15 protein-coding genes are annotated in these 15,301 nt (G+C 70.8%); 7 read left to right on the plus strand and 8 right to left on the minus strand.

Annotated elements, in window-relative coordinates:
* Positions 1-105 precede the first annotated feature (105 nt).
* Together ACI2L1_RS44110 and ACI2L1_RS44115 are read right to left on the minus strand one after the other, a co-directional pair.
* Positions 106-930, minus strand: a complete 825-nt coding sequence (locus tag ACI2L1_RS44110; protein WP_404745131.1) for a purine-nucleoside phosphorylase — start codon at positions 928-930, stop codon at positions 106-108.
* A 94-nt stretch (positions 931-1,024) separates the two neighbouring features.
* Positions 1,025-1,462, minus strand: a complete 438-nt coding sequence (locus ACI2L1_RS44115; protein ID WP_404745132.1) for a gamma-glutamylcyclotransferase — start codon at positions 1,460-1,462, stop codon at positions 1,025-1,027.
* Between the two features lie 97 nt (positions 1,463-1,559).
* Here ACI2L1_RS44115 and ACI2L1_RS44120 point away from each other — a divergent pair, with 97 nt between their 5' ends.
* Together ACI2L1_RS44120 and ACI2L1_RS44125 are read left to right on the plus strand one after the other, a co-directional pair.
* A complete protein-coding gene (locus ACI2L1_RS44120) occupies positions 1,560-3,008 on the plus strand; it encodes an NAD(P)H-quinone dehydrogenase (RefSeq protein WP_404745133.1) in 1,449 nt (482 codons plus the stop codon).
* Between the two features lie 166 nt (positions 3,009-3,174).
* Complete coding sequence (locus ACI2L1_RS44125; RefSeq protein ID WP_404745134.1) at positions 3,175-4,137, plus strand: DeoR/GlpR family DNA-binding transcription regulator; 963 nt, start codon at positions 3,175-3,177, stop codon at positions 4,135-4,137.
* Positions 4,138-4,616: 479 nt separating this feature from the next.
* Here ACI2L1_RS44125 and ACI2L1_RS44130 read toward each other — a convergent pair whose 3' ends face one another.
* A complete protein-coding gene (locus ACI2L1_RS44130) occupies positions 4,617-6,389 on the minus strand; it encodes a biotin carboxylase N-terminal domain-containing protein (protein WP_404745135.1) in 1,773 nt (590 codons plus the stop codon).
* Between the two features lie 364 nt (positions 6,390-6,753).
* Here ACI2L1_RS44130 and ACI2L1_RS44135 point away from each other — a divergent pair, with 364 nt between their 5' ends.
* Entirely contained in the window at positions 6,754-7,284 is a 531-nt protein-coding gene (locus ACI2L1_RS44135) for a hypothetical protein (RefSeq protein ID WP_404745136.1), read from the plus strand.
* Here ACI2L1_RS44135 and ACI2L1_RS44140 read toward each other — a convergent pair.
* Together ACI2L1_RS44140 and mmpB are read right to left on the minus strand one after the other, a co-directional pair.
* Positions 7,253-7,873 carry a nucleoside triphosphate pyrophosphatase gene (locus ACI2L1_RS44140; protein ID WP_404745137.1) on the minus strand — a complete coding sequence of 207 codons (621 nt, stop codon included), beginning with the start codon at positions 7,871-7,873 and terminating at the stop codon, positions 7,253-7,255. The genes ACI2L1_RS44135 and ACI2L1_RS44140 overlap by 32 nt on opposite strands.
* Positions 7,874-7,892: 19 nt before the next feature.
* Positions 7,893-8,021: a morphogenic membrane protein MmpB gene (mmpB, locus tag ACI2L1_RS44145; RefSeq protein WP_404745138.1), complete on the minus strand. Its 129-nt coding sequence runs from the start codon at positions 8,019-8,021 to the stop codon at positions 7,893-7,895.
* A 106-nt stretch (positions 8,022-8,127) separates the two neighbouring features.
* On the opposite strand from mmpB, the gene ACI2L1_RS44150 reads away from it, so the two are divergent.
* The gene (locus ACI2L1_RS44150; RefSeq protein WP_404745139.1) at positions 8,128-9,240 is read left to right on the plus strand and encodes an SGNH/GDSL hydrolase family protein; all 1,113 of its coding nucleotides are present in this window, start codon (positions 8,128-8,130) and stop codon (positions 9,238-9,240) included.
* Between the two features lie 81 nt (positions 9,241-9,321).
* On the opposite strand, the gene ACI2L1_RS44155 is transcribed toward ACI2L1_RS44150, so the two are convergent.
* Together ACI2L1_RS44155 and ACI2L1_RS44160 are read right to left on the minus strand one after the other, a co-directional pair.
* Positions 9,322-9,531, minus strand: a complete 210-nt coding sequence (locus ACI2L1_RS44155; protein WP_404745140.1) for an acyl-CoA carboxylase epsilon subunit — start codon at positions 9,529-9,531, stop codon at positions 9,322-9,324.
* 8 nt (positions 9,532-9,539) lie between these two features.
* Positions 9,540-11,135, minus strand: a complete 1,596-nt coding sequence (locus ACI2L1_RS44160) for an acyl-CoA carboxylase subunit beta (protein ID WP_404745141.1) — start codon at positions 11,133-11,135, stop codon at positions 9,540-9,542.
* Between the two features lie 111 nt (positions 11,136-11,246).
* Here ACI2L1_RS44160 and ACI2L1_RS44165 point away from each other — a divergent pair, with 111 nt between their 5' ends.
* Both ACI2L1_RS44165 and ACI2L1_RS44170 read left to right on the plus strand, forming a co-directional pair.
* Positions 11,247-12,110, plus strand: a complete 864-nt coding sequence (locus ACI2L1_RS44165; RefSeq protein ID WP_404745142.1) for a biotin--[acetyl-CoA-carboxylase] ligase — start codon at positions 11,247-11,249, stop codon at positions 12,108-12,110.
* Between the two features lie 210 nt (positions 12,111-12,320).
* Positions 12,321-13,412, plus strand: coding sequence for an adenylate/guanylate cyclase domain-containing protein (locus ACI2L1_RS44170; protein ID WP_404745143.1), 1,092 nt, complete (start codon positions 12,321-12,323; stop codon positions 13,410-13,412).
* Positions 13,413-13,517: 105 nt separating this feature from the next.
* Here the strand turns inward: ACI2L1_RS44170 and ACI2L1_RS44175 are convergent, their stop codons facing one another.
* Positions 13,518-14,159, minus strand: a complete 642-nt coding sequence (locus tag ACI2L1_RS44175; protein WP_404745144.1) for a hypothetical protein — start codon at positions 14,157-14,159, stop codon at positions 13,518-13,520.
* 200 nt (positions 14,160-14,359) lie between these two features.
* On the opposite strand from ACI2L1_RS44175, the gene ACI2L1_RS44180 reads away from it, so the two are divergent.
* On the plus strand, positions 14,360-15,160 hold the full coding sequence (locus ACI2L1_RS44180) for an enoyl-CoA hydratase/isomerase family protein (RefSeq protein WP_404745145.1): 801 nt from the start codon (positions 14,360-14,362) through the stop codon (positions 15,158-15,160).
* The last annotated feature ends 141 nt before the right edge of the window (positions 15,161-15,301 follow it).

A 15,301-nucleotide genomic window follows, 5' to 3' on the forward strand; every position in this document is an offset into this window, starting at 1 on the left:
TGGCGCAGGCCGCCTGCAACCCCCCAGGGGCGCGGGGAACTGCGCGACCAGCCCCCACCGGCCCGCAGCCGCACGACGACCGAACCCGGCACATCCGATGGCTTCTCAGAGTCGGCCGAGTACCTGTGCCAGCAGGGAGCCCATCTGTGTCGCCGAGTCACGGCCCGCCTGGAGGACCTCCTCGTGGTTCAGCGGCTCACCCGTCATCCCGGCCGCGAGGTTGGTGACCAGGGAAATGCCCAGGATCTCCGCGCCTGCCTCGCGGGCGGCGATCGCTTCGAGGACCGTCGACATGCCCACCAGGTCCGCGCCGATGACGCGGGCCATGCGGATCTCGGCCGGGGTCTCGTAGTGCGGGCCGGGGAACTGGGCGTAGACGCCCTCCTCCAGGGTGGGGTCGATCTCCTTGCACAGGGCGCGCAGGCGGGGGGAGTAGAGGTCGGTGAGGTCGACGAAGTTGGCGCCGACGATGGGGGAGGTGGCCGTGAGGTTGATGTGGTCGCTGATCAGGACCGGCTGGCCGGGGCGCATGCCCTCTCGAAGGCCTCCGCAGCCGTTGGTGAGGACCACCGTCTTGCAGCCGGCGGCCACGGCGGTGCGGACGCCGTGGGCGACGGCGGCGACACCGCGACCCTCGTAGTAGTGCGTACGGCCGAGGAAGACCAGGGCGCGCTTGGCGCCGATCTGGTACGAGCGGATCTTGCCGCCGTGGCCCTCTACTGCCGGCGGCGGGAAACCGGGGAGCTCGGTGACCTGGAACTCGGCGTCGGGGGTGCCGAGCGCGTCCACGGCCGGTGCCCAGCCGGAGCCCATCACGAGGGCGACGTCGTGGGTCTCGGCGCCGGTCAGTTCGCGCAGGCGCGCGGCGGCGGCGTCGGCGGCGCCGTGCGGGTCGCCCTGGATGTCGTCCGGAAGAAGAGATGCGTTCACGCGGATGAGCGTAGCCGGTCTCTGCCTACGCGCGTAGATGACAGAGCGGACGGGATGGCGATCGTTGTCTTGTCGTTTCCAACAGGGGGCGCCCTCAGCAGGGGCGTTTGCGTAGTTCCATGACGTAGTCGTGGGGTGCGCCCGCCGACTCGGCCGCGTCGGCCACCTCGCCCAGGTAGCGGGCTGAGGGCAGGCCGCCCTCGTAGCCGTTCAGGACATACGTCCAGGCCTGTTCCTCGCCCTCCAGGGTGTGGGCGCGGATGCGCGTGCGGCGGTATATGCCGAGGCCCACGCCCTCCCAGCGGTCCATCGACTCCTCGTCGGGCGGGGCGATGTCGTAGAGCGCCACGAAGACCTGGGAGAGAGGGTCCTCGACGATCGTCGCCAGTGCCCCTTCCCAGCCCATGTGCTCGCCGCCGAAGGTCAGCCGCCACCCGTTCAGCCACCCCGTGGCGCGCATCGGCGAGTGGGGGGCGCGGCGGGTCATCAGCCGCGCGTCGAGGTTGCCGGCGTAGGCGGCGTAGAGCGACATGCGTCGAGAGTACGGCAGCCTTCCCCGGCGCCTCTCCCGTAACAGGGGCATCTCGGGGCGGACCCCCGGGCCGTGGCATCCCGGGGCGTGCGGGACAATGGAGCATGTGACTCGGATCGTGATCATCGGTGGCGGACCCGGCGGATACGAGGCGGCCCTGGTGGCCGCCCAGCTCGGCGCGGAGGTGACCGTTGTCGACAGCGACGGTCTGGGCGGAGCGTCGGTGCTGACCGACTGCGTGCCGTCGAAGACTCTTATCGCCACGGCCGAGGTCATGACGACCTTCGATTCGTCGTACGAAGAGTTGGGGATCATCGTCGCCGATGACACCCCTCCGCTGGAGCAGACCGCCCGGGTGGTCGGAGTTGATCTCGGGAAGGTCAACCGGCGTGTGAAGCGGCTCGCTCTTGCCCAGTCCCATGACATCACCGCCTCCGTGACGCGTGCCGGTGCCCGGGTACTGCGTGGGCGTGGGCGGCTGGAAGGCATGCAGGCCCTCGACGGGTCGCGGAAGGTCGTGGTGCGGGCGGTCGACGGGAGTGAGGAGACGCTCGTCGCGGATGCCGTGCTGATCGCCACGGGTGGGCATCCTCGTGAGCTGCCCGACGCTCAGCCCGACGGTGAGCGGATTCTGAACTGGACCCAGGTCTACGACCTCACCGAGCTGCCCGAAGAGCTCATCGTGGTCGGGTCGGGTGTGACCGGTGCCGAGTTCGCCGGTGCCTATCAGGCGCTCGGGTCCAAGGTGACGCTGGTTTCGTCGCGGGACCGGGTGCTGCCCGGCGAGGACCCGGACGCGGCCGCGGTCCTTGAGGACGTCTTCCGGCGGCGGGGCATGAACGTCATGGCCCGGTCCCGTGCCCAGTCCGCCAAGCGGGTCGGGGACCGGGTCGAGGTCACGCTCGCCGACGGGCGGGTCATCAGCGGGTCGCACTGTCTGATGGCCGTCGGTGCCATTCCCAACAGCGCCGGGATGGGCCTTGAGGAGGCGGGCGTCAGGCTGCGTGAGTCCGGGCACATCTGGACCGACAAGGTGTCCAGGACTTCGGCTCCCGGTGTGTACGCCGCCGGTGACGTGACCGGGGTGTTCGCACTTGCCTCCGTCGCCGCCATGCAGGGGCGTATCGCCATGTACCACTTCCTCGGCGACGCGGTGGCCCCGCTGAACCTGAAGACCGTCTCGTCGAACGTCTTCACCGACCCCGAGATCGCCACCGTCGGCTACTCGCAGTCGGACGTGGACGGCGGCAAGATCGACGCCCGAGTCGTGAAGCTCCCGCTGCTGCGCAACCCGCGCGCCAAGATGCAGGGCATCCGCGACGGCTTCGTCAAGATCTTCTGCCGGCCGGGCACCGGGATCGTCGTCGGTGGTGTCGTCGTCTCACCCCGCGCCTCGGAACTGATCCATCCCATCTCGATCGCGGTCGACAACAACCTGACCGTCGAACAGATCGCGAACGCGTTCACCGTTTACCCCTCCCTTTCGGGCTCGATCGCCGAGGTGGCACGGCAGTTGCACACGCGCAAGGAGACCGGGGAGGCCTGACGGCCGAAAGCGATTCCTGCCTGGTCACAGGGAGTTGCCGACCATTCGCGCGGCATAGGCGGGGAGATTAGGCCCTATACCACTTCCCGCCCTGCCGTGCGAACATCTTCTGCTATTCGGCGCAAACAGCTGAAAGCAGACGGTCGTTGGCGTTACTGTCAGTTTCGTGTTCGCTGCAGAACGTCGCCAATTGATCCTCGAAATGGTGCGAGCCAACGGGGCTGTATCGCTCCGTGAGCTCGCCCGCGTCGTCCAGACCTCCGAAGTGACCGTACGGCGGGACGTGCGCGCACTGGAGGCAGAAGGACTCCTCGACCGCCGGCATGGCGGTGCGGTATTGCCGGGCGGGTTCACGCGGGAGTCCGGCTTTCCGCAGAAATCACATCTCGCGACCGCCGAGAAGACGGCCATCGCCGATCTCGCCGCGGGCCTCGTCGAAGAAGGCGAGGCGATCGTGGTGGGGGCGGGTACGACCACGCAGGAGCTGGCGCGCCGGCTCGCCCGGATCCCCGGGCTGACCGTCGTGACCAACTCCCTCCTGGTGGCTCAGGCGCTCGCCCATGCCAACCGGGTGGAGGTCGTGATGACCGGCGGCACCCTGCGCGGTTCCAACTACGCCCTGGTGGGCTCGGGGGCGGAACAGTCGCTCCAGGGGCTCAGGGTCTCGCGGGCCTTCCTCTCCGGGAGCGGGCTCACCGCCGAGCGGGGTCTTTCCACGTCCAACATGCTGTCGGCGTCCGTGGACCGGGCGCTGGTGCAGGCCGCCGCAGAGGTCGTGGTCCTCGCCGACCACACCAAGCTCGGTACGGACACGATGTTCCAGACCGTGCCGACGGACGTGATCACCCGCCTCGTCACGGACGAGCCCCCGGCCCACGACGACCGGGCCGGCGCGGAACTCCAGGCGCTCGCCGACCAGGGGGTGCAGATCGCCGTGGCCGGTGCGTCGGGAGCGCCGGGGGGTGATCAGGCCCCGGCGCGCCGGCAAGAGCGTCGGGACATGCCCCTCCCGGGGCCCCGCCGAGGCCAGGTCCCGGGTGCGGGTCCGACCCTCCGAACCGCCGCGGTCCTCGGCGACCCGACTCCGGGCGCGGAGCGGGCGCGGGTGGCGGACCTGCGGCGCCGTTGAGGTTGTCGGGTGGATCGGTGTGTTCGGGTCGGGCGCGGGCCGTCGGGGTGCCCGGCCTCGCAGGTTGTTGCACTGGGAGTCAGGGCTGGTGAAAGGGTGCCCGACTCTGACGTGAGTGAGGGCCCGGCGGCAACCGGAGGGTTGGGGTCACCGCCTGTGCTCGCCGCGCGCCCCCGTCGGTCCGCCCTGGACACCGCAGGTAGCGGCTGGAAGCCGTAGGTTCTTCCCAAGGTTCCCAAGGGGGAGCGAACCCAACCGAACCGACCGCACCGATCGCCTGATGTTGTGCGGACGGCGGACGGCGTCAACGAACTCGCCTTGGTGAACGGCCCGATCCTCTCCTTCGTCGTGGCCCACGTCGTCGGCGCGAGCCGAGTGGACCACCGTCACGGGGGACGGGGAAGCGAGACGCCCGGCGGACTGAACTGCTCCAGTCCGCCGGGCGCCTCGGGTTGCCGTACGGCAAAAGGCTCTGAGGCTCAGTCCTTGATCTCGCAGATCGCGGCGCCGGAGGTGATGGACGCGCCGACCTCGGCGGACAGGCCCTTGATGGTGCCGGAGCGGTGGGCGTTCAGGGGCTGTTCCATCTTCATCGCTTCGAGTACGACGACGAGGTCGCCCTCCTTGACCTCCTGTCCCTCCTCGACGGCGATCTTGACGATGGTGCCCTGCATCGGGGAGGCGAGGGTGTCGCCGGAGGCGACGGGGCCGGACTTCTTGGCGGCCCGGCGCTTGGGCTTGGCGCCCGCGGCGAGGCCGGTGCGGGCCAGCGACATGCCGAGCGAGGAGGGCAGGGAGACCTCCAGGCGCTTGCCGCCGACCTCGACGACGATCGTCTCGCGGTCCGCGTCCTCGTCGGCCTCGGTGTCGGCCAGGGCGGCGAAGGCCGGGATCTCGTTGACGAACTCGGTCTCGATCCAGCGGGTGTGGACCGTGAACGGGTCGGCGGAGCCGGTCAGTTCCGGGGCGAACGCGGGGTCGGTGACGACCGCGCGGTGGAAGGGGATCGCGGTGGCCATGCCCTCGACCTGGAACTCGGCCAGGGCGCGGGCGGCGCGCTGCAGGGCCTGCTCGCGGGTGGCGCCGGTGACGATCAGCTTGGCCAGCAGGGAGTCCCAGGCCGGGCCGATCACGCTGCCGGACTCGACGCCGGCGTCCAGGCGCACGCCCGGACCGGAGGGGCCGTCGAACTTGGTGACGGTGCCGGGGGCGGGCAGGAAGTTGCGGCCCGGGTCCTCGCCGTTGATGCGGAACTCGAAGGAGTGACCGCGCAGTTCGGGGTCGCCGTAGCCCAGTTCCTCGCCGTCGGCGATGCGGAACATCTCGCGGACCAGGTCGATGCCGGCGACTTCCTCGGTGACCGGGTGCTCGACCTGGAGGCGGGTGTTGACCTCCAGGAAGGAGATCGTGCCGTCGAGGCCGACCAGGAACTCCACGGTGCCGGCGCCGACGTAGCCGGCCTCCTTGAGGATGGCCTTGGAGGAGGAGTACAGCTCGGCGACCTGCTGCTCGGAGAGGAAGGGCGCCGGGGCCTCCTCGACCAGTTTCTGGTGGCGGCGCTGGAGGGAGCAGTCGCGGGTGGAGACGACGACCACGTTGCCGTGGGAGTCGGCCAGGCACTGGGTCTCGACGTGCCGGGGCTTGTCGAGGTAGCGCTCGACGAAGCACTCACCGCGGCCGAAGGCGGCCACCGCCTCGCGCACGGCGGAGTCGTAGAGCTCGGGGACCTCTTCGAGGGTGCGGGCGACCTTGAGGCCGCGGCCGCCGCCACCGAAGGCGGCCTTGATGGCGATCGGCAGCCCGTGCTGCTCGGCGAAGGCGACGACCTCCTCGGCGCCGGAGACCGGGTCGGGGGTGCCCGCGACGAGGGGGGCGCCGGCGCGCTGGGCGATGTGCCGGGCGGCGACCTTGTCACCGAGGTCCCGGATGGCCTGCGGGGGCGGGCCGATCCAGATCAGGCCCGCGTCCAGGACCGCCTGCGCGAACTCGGCGTTCTCGGAGAGGAAGCCGTAGCCCGGGTGGACGGCGTCCGCGCCCGCCTCACGCGCGGCGCCCAGGACCTTGTCGATGTCCAGGTAGCTGGTGGCCGGGGTGTCACCGCCCAGGGCGAACGCCTCATCCGCGGCGCGGACATGCAGAGCGTCCCGGTCCGGGTCGGCGTACACGGCCACGCTCGCGATACCGGCATCCCGGCAGGCCCGGGCAACGCGGACAGCGATTTCGCCACGGTTGGCGATGAGCACCTTGCGCACGATTGAGGCTCCCTCCTTGAAACAAGCCGAGTTTAGGGACTGCCGACACGACTCTTCGACCCGTCCCCTGCGGTGAGCTTGCCCACACGGAGCGTGATACGAGGCTCACTCCACCTGCGAAATCCCTTGTCGCACCTCGGTACGCAGGACTCCTCCCGGAAACCCTAGCCCTCCTCTGTGGTCAAGGTCTCTGTGAGAGCGTGCTGCGGACCACTCCGTTTCTTTGTGGAGTCCCTACGAATGGCCCAATGATTCTTTGCCCGCCGCCGAACCCTTGTCCCGCGGTTTACCCGTTAGTAGCGTTCGCGCTGTATTGAACATACTTCGGGTAACAAGAGCACAGCTCGAAAGTGGGTGGGGCCCGGTGATACGCAGGCCGGTGGCGTGGGTCGTGGCGGTCGTCCTGTTCTGCGAGGCGCTCGGCGTCGCCGCGCTGAACTGGTTCCTCGGCATCGTCGTCGACCGCCAGGACATGTCCCTCGCGGGCCTGGACCCGGACGCGATGTCGGTGTCCTCGAAGATCGGCGGGATCGTCTTCGGTCTCTATTTCGCGCTGTGCGGCCTGGTCGCCCTGCTCGTGGCCCTGCGCAACCGCTCACCCGCGGGGCTCGGCCGCATCCTGTTGATCAGCGTGGCCGTGGTGCACGGCCTGCTGGCCGCGTTCGCGTGGGGGCTGTTGGGCTGGCCGGAGTTCCTCTTCATGGTGGTGATGCTGGGCCTCGTGGTGCTGCTGCTCATGACGTACGACGCCCAGCCGCGGCCGGCGGCTCCCGCGGAGCCCGAGGACGGCAAGGGGCCGGGCGGCCCCGAGGGTGCCCCGGAGCCGGAGATTCCGGGCTCTCGGCCGGCCGGCGGCTCGCCGCTCACATCTCCGCCGGCGCCCACAACTCCGTGATGCCGACGCCCAGTTCGGCCAGCAGCCGGCGCAGCAGCGGCAGGCTGAGGCCGATCACATTGCCATGGTCGCCGTCGATGCCGTCGATGAACGGGGCCGAGCGGCCGTCCAGGGTGAACGCCCCCGCGACGTAGAGGGGTTCGCCGGAGGCGACGTACGCGGCGATCTCCTCGTCGGTCGGCTCGCCGAAGCGGACGACGGTGGAGGCGACGCCGGAGGCATACCGGCCGCTCGTGGTGTCGTAGACACAGTGGCCGGTCTGCAGGGTGCCCGCGCGCCCGCGCATGGCCTTCCAGCGGGCCGTCGCCTCCTCGGCGTCGGCCGGCTTGCCCAGCGCCTGGCCGTCCAGGTCGAGGACCGAGTCGCAGCCGATCACCAGTGCGCCCTTGACCGCGGGCTTCGCGGCCACGACGGAGGCCTTCGCCTCAGCGAGGGCGAGGGCGAGTTCGGCGGGGGTGGGAGCGCTGACGGCCTCCTCGTCGACCCCGCTGACGATCACCTCGGGGGTGAGCCCGGCCTGCCGCAGCAGGTTGAGCCGGGCGGGGGACTGGGAGGCGAGCACGAGTCGGCGGCGCGGCTGATCGGTCATGCGGTCAGCGTAGTGCCGGTCAGCGCAGCCCGATCACGATCATCGCGAGCACCATGGCCAGGGCCAGGAACATGCTCAGTCGCCGAAGCATGTCCTGCATGTCGCGCAGTTCCTTCGGCGGTTCGTTCTCGGGGTCGGACCACAGCATGGTTTCCAGCGTGCGGCGATTTCGTGGAGGGCGCCTGAGTACGCGTACTCAACTTCCGTAAACGGTACTGTGGTTCCATTAGCAGTCCGTGAGAGGGGTACGTGTCGTGTTCACCACCGCTTGGTCCGCCTCGCCCCAGCTCCCCAGCGAGGGCTTCACCCCCAACTGGTCCCGCGAGGGCTTCTGGCGGCAGTCGGTGCGCCAGGTCGTCCGGCTGTCGGCGGGCGGAGGACGGGTCCGGGTCCGTCTGTCCAACGCCTACGGCACCTCACCGGTCCGTCTCGCGGGCGTCACGGTCGGCCGTACGGCCGAGGGGGCGGGTGTCGAGCCGGGGTCGCTGCGGAGGCTCACGCTCGCGGACGAGATTCCCGCGCAAGGTTCGCTGGTGAGCGAGCCGGTCGAACTCGACGTGGCGGCAGGGGGGTCGGTGACGGTCACGCTGTACTTCGACGCGGCGACCGGGCCCGCGACGTTTCACGCGCAGGCGTTCACTTCGAGCTATCGGGCAGAGGGGGATCTGCTGAGCGAGGTGGACGGACAGGGCTTCGACGCGGTGAGCGAGTCCTGGTACTTCCTGGCCGCGGTGGAGACGGATGCCGGGCGGGCGGACGGGGTCGCGCTGTTCGGGGACTCCATCACCGACGGCTTCGGGTCGACGGTGGGGCGTGATCGCCGGTGGTCGGACGCGCTGGCACGGTTGAGCGGGCGGCCCGTGCTCAACGCCGGGATCGGCGGGAACCTGCTGCTCAACGACTCCGCGTGGTACGGGGAGCGAGGCGTGGGGCGGTTCCGGCGGGATGTGCTGGAGCTGGCCGGCGTGGACACGGTCGTCGTGCTGCTGGGGCTCAACGACATCGGGTTCAGCGAGACCGACGAGCAGCCGACGTACAAGCCCGCGCCGGTGGTGGAGGCGGGGGAACTCATCGCCGGGTACCGGGAGTTGATACGGCGGGCTCGGGGGCTGCGGGTGATCGGGTGCACCTTGTTGCCGTTCGGCGGCTCCAACCACTGGGGGGAGCGCGCGGCGAAGGTCTCGCACGAGGTGAACGAGTGGGTGCGGTGTTCTGGTGAGTACGACTCAGCGGTCGACCTGAACCGGGAGCTGGCCGATCCGGGGGATCCGGATCGGCTGCGTCCGTCGTATGACTTCGGGGATCACCTGCACCCGAATGATCTCGGGTACGAGGTGATGGCTGAGGCGGTGATGCGTCGCTTGTAGGGCGCGGGCCGGTGGGGGCTGGTCGCGCCCACGCGGCGGAGCCGCATATCGATACAGCCCCGCGCCACTAGGCCAGAGACCTCACCCCGGCCAGTAAGTGCGGGTCCATGCGGTGGGCCCTGGCTGAGGTAGGCGGCGGCCCGCGATCCTTGACGGGTCGGACCACGAGGCCCTCGACTCGTCCGCGCCGGACGGCGTGTCCGTCGCCGCCGCGGCGCGGGCTCGGACCACCGCCAGAGCGGCGGCCAGTTCCTCCGGGGTGGGGTTTCCCCGTATGACCTTGATGTTCACAGCGTCTCCTAGAGGGGGATGTTGCCGTGCTTCTTCGGGGGCAGGGACTCGCGCTTGGTGCGGAGCTGGCGCAGGCCCCGTACGACATGGCGGCGGGTGTCGGACGGCATGATCACGGAGTCGATGTAGCCGCGCTCGGCCGCGATGTAGGGGTTGAGGAGGGTGTCCTCGTACTCCTGGATCAGCCGGGCGCGGACCGCGTCCAGGTCCGCTCCGTTCGCCTCGGCCTCGGCGATCGTGCGGCGGTGCAGGATGTTGACCGCGCCCTGGGCGCCCATGACGGCGATCTGGGCGGTGGGCCAGGCGAGGTTGAGGTCCGCGCCGAGGTGCTTGGAGCCCATGACGTCGTACGCGCCGCCGAAGGCCTTGCGGGTGATCACCGTGATGAGGGGGACGGTGGCCTCGGCGTAGGCGTAGATGAGCTTGGCGCCGCGGCGGATGATGCCGTCGTGCTCCTGGTCGACGCCCGGGAGGAAGCCGGGGACGTCCACGAAGGTGATGACCGGGATGTTGAAGGCGTCGCAGGTGCGGACGAAGCGGGCCGCCTTCTCGGACGCGGTGATGTCGAGGCAGCCGGCGAACTGCATCGGCTGGTTGGCGACGATGCCGACCGGGTGCCCCTCGACCCTGCCGTAGCCGGTGAGGATGTTCGGCGCGTACAGCGGCTGCGTCTCGAAGAACTCGGCGTCGTCCAGGATGTGTTCGATCACCGTGTGCATGTCGTACGGCTGGTTCGCGCTGTTCGGGACCAGCGTGTCCAGCTCGCGGTCCTCGTCGGTGAGCGCGAGGTCCGCCTCCTCCGGGAAGACCGGCGGCTCGGAGAGGTTGTTGGACGGCAGGTACGACAGCAGCTGCTTGACGTACTCGATGGCGTCCTTCTCGTCCCCGGCCATGTGATGGGCCACGCCGGACACCGCGTTGTGGGTGCGGGCGCCGCCCAGCTCCTCGAAGCCGACGTCCTCGCCGGTGACCGTCTTGATGACGTCGGGCCCGGTGATGAACATGTGCGAGGTCTGGTCGACCATGACCGTGAAGTCGGTGATCGCGGGGGAGTACACCGCGCCGCCCGCGCAGGGGCCGACGACGAGCGAGATCTGCGGGATCACACCGCTCGCGTGGGTGTTGCGGCGGAAGATCTCGCCGTACGCCCCGAGGGAGGCGACCCCCTCCTGGATACGGGCGCCACCGGAGTCGTTGATGCCGATGACCGGACAGCCGGTCTTCAGCGCGAAGTCCATCACCTTGACGATCTTCTGGCCGTAGACCTCGCCCAACGCGCCGCCGAAGACGGTGAAGTCCTGGGAGAACACGGCGACGGGGCGGCCGTCGACCGTGCCGTAACCGGTCACCACTCCGTCGCCGTAGGGGCGGTTGTGCTCCAGGCCGAAGTTGGTGGAGCGGTGCCGGGCGAACTCGTCCAGCTCGACGAAGGAGCCCTCGTCCAGGAGGAGTTCGATGCGCTCACGGGCCGTCAGCTTGCCTTTGGCGTGCTGCTTCTCGACGGCGCGTGCGGAGCCGGCGTGCGTCGCCTCGTCGATACGACGCTGGAGATCCGCGAGCTTGCCCGCGGTGGTGTGAATGTCGGTCGCTTCCGGCTCGGACATCGGGATCGCGGCTCCCTGCCTGCTCAAAAGGGGGGACGGTTACTCATCCGTAGAGTAGTGGGGCCCCTACGAATCAGCAGTGCGGCGTTTCACACACCTAGGGTGGCTTGCATGACGCCGCGAGATGTTTCAGGAGACGACAGCCGGTGGTCGGATCTCGACCGCCCGCCCCTCAACGCCGCCGCGCTGCGCCGCGGGCTGGTACGGGAGGGCGGACTGTGGTCCGGGATCGAGGTGGTCACGAGCACCGGCTCCACCAACACCGATCTGGTCGCCCGCGCCGCCGCGGGCAAGGCCGCCGAGGGCGCGGTCCTCGTCGCCGAGGAGCAGACCACCGGGCGGGGCCGTCTGGACCGCCGGTGGACCGCGCCGCCGCGCTCGGGCCTCTTCTTCTCCGTCCTGCTGACGCCGGGCGACGTGCCGGTGGCCCGCTGGGGCTGGCTGCCGCTGCTGACGGGGGTGGCGGTGGCGACGGGGCTGTCGCGGGCGGCGGGTGTCGATACGGCCTTGAAGTGGCCCAATGACCTCCTCGTGAAGGTGGGCGGCGAGGAACGCAAGGCCGGGGGGATCCTCGCGGAGCGGGCGGGCGAGGACGGGGTCGTCGTGGGCGTGGGCATCAACGTCACGCTGCGGAAGGAGGAGCTGCCGGTCCCCGGTGCGGGTTCGCTGGCGCTGGCGGGGGCCGTGAGTACGGACCGGGATCCGCTGCTGCGGGCGGTTCTGCGGTCGCTGGAGGAGTGGTACGACCGCTGGCGCGCGGCGGCCGGCGACCCGACGGTGAGCGGGTTGCAGGAGACGTATGCGGCGGGGTGCGCCACGCTGGGGAGAAGGGTACGGGCCGAGCTGCCGGGAGATCGCTCCCTGGTCGGCGAGGCGGTGGCGGTCGACGGGGACGGCCGCTTGGTGATCGCGACGGAGGAAGGGGTACAGGAGCCGGTGGGCGCGGGAGACATCGTGCACTTGCGACCGGCGTGAAGTGGTTCCCGAGGGGCGTGGGGCTGTGTCGATATGCGGCTCCGCCGCGTGTGCGCGACCAGCCACGACGGCCCCGCAGCCGACCAGAGAGACAAGACACCACGATCTCCCCGCTCCACCTGACGGAGTGAGGACGTGAGCTACCGCACACCTGCCGTACAGTTGAGGCCGGTCGATACCTGACCGCAGCAGATCGGAAGGGCAGCAGGCGTGACCGCAGACGACACGGGCTCCGGCGCGGACGCGACCCCGCACCCGCTCGCCGTGCGTCTCGAACAGCTCATCCTCGGCGCCGAGCGGCGCTACACCCCTTTTCAGGCGGCCCGCACCGCCGGTGTCTCCATGGAGCTCGCCACCCGCTTCTGGCGGGCGATGGGCTTCGCCGACGTCGGCCAGGCCAAGGCGTTCACCGAGGCGGACGTCCTCGCACTGCGCCGGCTCGCCGGTCTCGTCGAGGCGGGGCTGCTGAGCGAGGCCATGGCCGTGCAGGTGGCGCGGTCCACCGGGCAGACCACCGCCCGTCTCGCCGAGTGGCAGATCGACTCCTTCCTGGAGGGCCTGACCGACCCCCCGGAGCCGGGCATGACCCGCACCGAGGTGACGTACCCGATCATCGAGCTGCTCCTGCCCGAGCTGGAGGAGTTCCTCGTCTACGTCTGGCGCCGCCAGCTCTCCGCCTCGGCGGGCCGGGTCGTGCAGGCCGCCGACGACGAGGAGATGGTCGACCGGCGGCTGTGCGTCGGCTTCGCGGACCTCGTGGGGTTCACGCGGCTGACCCGCCGTATGGAGGAGGAGGAGCTCGGCGAGCTCGTCGAGGCCTTCGAGACCACCGCCGCGGATCTTGTGGCGGCGAGGGGCGGGCGGCTCATCAAGACCCTCGGCGACGAGGTGCTGTACGCGGCAGACGACGCAGCGGTGGCCGCCGAGATCGCCCTGCGCCTGATCGAGACCATGGCGAACGACGAGACGATGCCCGAGTTGCGCGTCGGCATCGCCTTCGGCACGGTGACCACCCGTATGGGCGATGTCTTCGGTACGACGGTGAACCTGGCCTCCCGGCTGACCTCGATAGCTCCCCGGGACGCGGTTCTCGTCGACTCCGCCTTCGCGGAGGAGCTGATCCGCACCGGCGAGGCGCCCGCCTCCGAGGCCGAGGCGGCCGAGGCCGCGGCCGCCGCCGAGAAGGAGGGCGAGGAGCCGCCGACGTACCGCTTCGCGCTCCAGCCGATGTGGCAGCGGCCCGTTCGTGGGCTCGGCGTGGTCGAGCCCTGGCTGCTCACCCGCCGGGACGTGGTCCCCTAGCTAGGGTCTGTCCGGCGGATCAGGCGGCTGCACCCCCACGCCTTCAAGGCAGTGGGAGAGCGCGTGCCAGGGCCCGCGACGTCGGCATGATCCGCCGGACAGGCCCTAACCGTGCTGCTGCACGCACAGGCCGATGATCGGGACGCACAGGCCCGGCGCGGGTTCGGTCGAGCGGGTGGGCTGTGCCGTCGGTGCCGGCGGGGGTGTGGTGCGGGCCGAGGTCGGGGCCGGCTGTGGTTGCGGGGCGGAGGTCGTCGCCGGTGGCCGGGGTGTGGTGGTCGTCGTGGGTGCCGGGGTGTTCGGTGTGTTCGGTGCCTCCGGGATCGTGGTGGGGACCGCGGCGAGGGGCAGCGGTACGGCGGTCGCGGAGCCCGCTGGTGCCAGGGAGACGCCCGGGGTGGGGGTCGCGGAGACCCCGCCCATCGCCGTGGTCGACGACGGGCTCGTCAGCGGGACGGAGCCCACGGTCGCGGCGGCGTTCGTCGCCCGGTCCGTGCCGGTGTCCGCGTCCCCGATGTCGCCGGTGCCCGGCGCTGCCTGTGGGTCCGCCTCCGCCGTACCGAAGCCGCCCAACCCCGTGTCGGGGGTCAGCCGCACGAGGCTCAGGGCACCGGCGGCCAGGGCCAGGCCGCCCGCGGCGAGCAGGACCTTGCGGGGGCGGGGCTTGCGGTGGCGGCCGCGCGGTCCGAAGAGCCGGGTGCCACCGCCGTCCGCGAGCCCTGTCGTCATCGTGGTCGTCGCCGTCATGCTTCCTCCCCTGGGTGCCTGTGCCCCCCTGTGCACCGTGGCGGGGCGCACGTTATGCGCTGTGATGGGGGGTCGGGCAGGAGTTGGGCGGGATGTCACTCGAAGGGGGTGCCGGGCGGTTTCGCTGGAACCTTTCGCGGTGGGGGCGAGGCTGCGATGATCGGGGCGTTCTTGTTAACCCGCGTTAACCGGAGGGTGTCATGGGCGAGGAGCGGTTCGGGGAGTTCGTGCTGGTACGGCGGCATGGGGAGCACGGTGTCGCGGAGCTGGTTCTCGATCGGCCCAAGGCGATGAACGCCGTTTCCACGGAGATGGCTCGGTCCGTTGCGGCTGCCTGTGCCGCGCTGGGGGGTGACGCGGGGGTGCGGGTGGTCGTTCTGACCTCCACGCATGAGCGGGCGTTCTGTGTGGGGGCCGATCTGAAGGAGCGGAACTCCCTCAGCGACGCGGAGTTGGTGCGGCAGCGGCCGGTGGCTCGGGGCGCGTACACGGGGGTGCTGGAGCTGCCTGTGCCGACGATCGCCGCGGTGCACGGGTTCGCCTTGGGCGGGGGGTTCGAGCTGGCGCTCGCGTGTGACCTGATCGTGGCGGACCGTACGGCGGTGGTGGGGTTGCCGGAAGTGTCGGTGGGGGTGATTCCCGGGGGCGGGGGGACGCAGTTGCTGCCTCGGCGGGTGGGGGCGGCTCGGGCGGCCGAGCTGATCTTCACCGCGCGGCGGGTGGAGGCGGAGGAGGCGCATCGGCTGGGGCTGGTCGATCAGCTGGTGGCGGCCGGGGAGGACCGGGCGGAGGCGTTGGCGTTGGCGGGGCGGATCGCTGCGAACTCGCCGGTCGGGCTGCGGGCGGCGAAGCGGGCGTTGCGGCTGGGGCATGGGCTGGATCTGCGGGCCGGGCTTGAGGTGGAGGACGCGGCGTGGCGGTCGGTGGCGTTCTCGGGGGATCGGGCGGAGGGGGTGGCGGCGTTCAACGAGCGGCGTGCGCCTCGGTGGCCGGGGCAGTGACGGTGCCTGCGGCGGTCTGTGCGGGGTGGGTGGGGGTGGGCGTTTTGCGCAGTTCCCCGCGCCCCTGAGTGCCTGCGGCGGCCTGTTTCGGTTCGGTGGGGGTTTGTCTAGCGCGTGCGGTTTGGTGGGTGGGTCGGGGCC

It is taken from the genome of Streptomyces sp. NPDC019531 (assembly GCF_044903305.1).
Lineage (GTDB): Bacteria > Actinomycetota > Actinomycetes > Streptomycetales > Streptomycetaceae > Streptomyces.

Excerpts from the sequence above, each read along its gene's own strand:
- ACI2L1_RS44115 (WP_404745132.1), bottom strand. The coding sequence starts at position 1,462 with ATGTCGCTCTACGCCGCCTACGCCGGCAACCTCGACGCGCGGCTGATG.
- ACI2L1_RS44120 (WP_404745133.1), top strand. The coding sequence starts at position 1,560 with ATGGAGCATGTGACTCGGATCGTGATCATCGGTGGCGGACCCGGCGGA.
- ACI2L1_RS44140 (WP_404745137.1), bottom strand. The coding sequence starts at position 7,873 with ATGACCGATCAGCCGCGCCGCCGACTCGTGCTCGCCTCCCAGTCCCCC.
- mmpB (WP_404745138.1), bottom strand. The coding sequence starts at position 8,021 with ATGCTGTGGTCCGACCCCGAGAACGAACCGCCGAAGGAACTGCGCGAC.
- ACI2L1_RS44160 (WP_404745141.1), bottom strand. The coding sequence starts at position 11,135 with ATGTCCGAGCCGGAAGCGACCGACATTCACACCACCGCGGGCAAGCTC.
- ACI2L1_RS44165 (WP_404745142.1), top strand. The coding sequence starts at position 11,247 with ATGACGCCGCGAGATGTTTCAGGAGACGACAGCCGGTGGTCGGATCTC.
- ACI2L1_RS44175 (WP_404745144.1), bottom strand. The coding sequence starts at position 14,159 with ATGACGGCGACGACCACGATGACGACAGGGCTCGCGGACGGCGGTGGC.
- ACI2L1_RS44180 (WP_404745145.1), top strand. The coding sequence starts at position 14,360 with ATGGGCGAGGAGCGGTTCGGGGAGTTCGTGCTGGTACGGCGGCATGGG.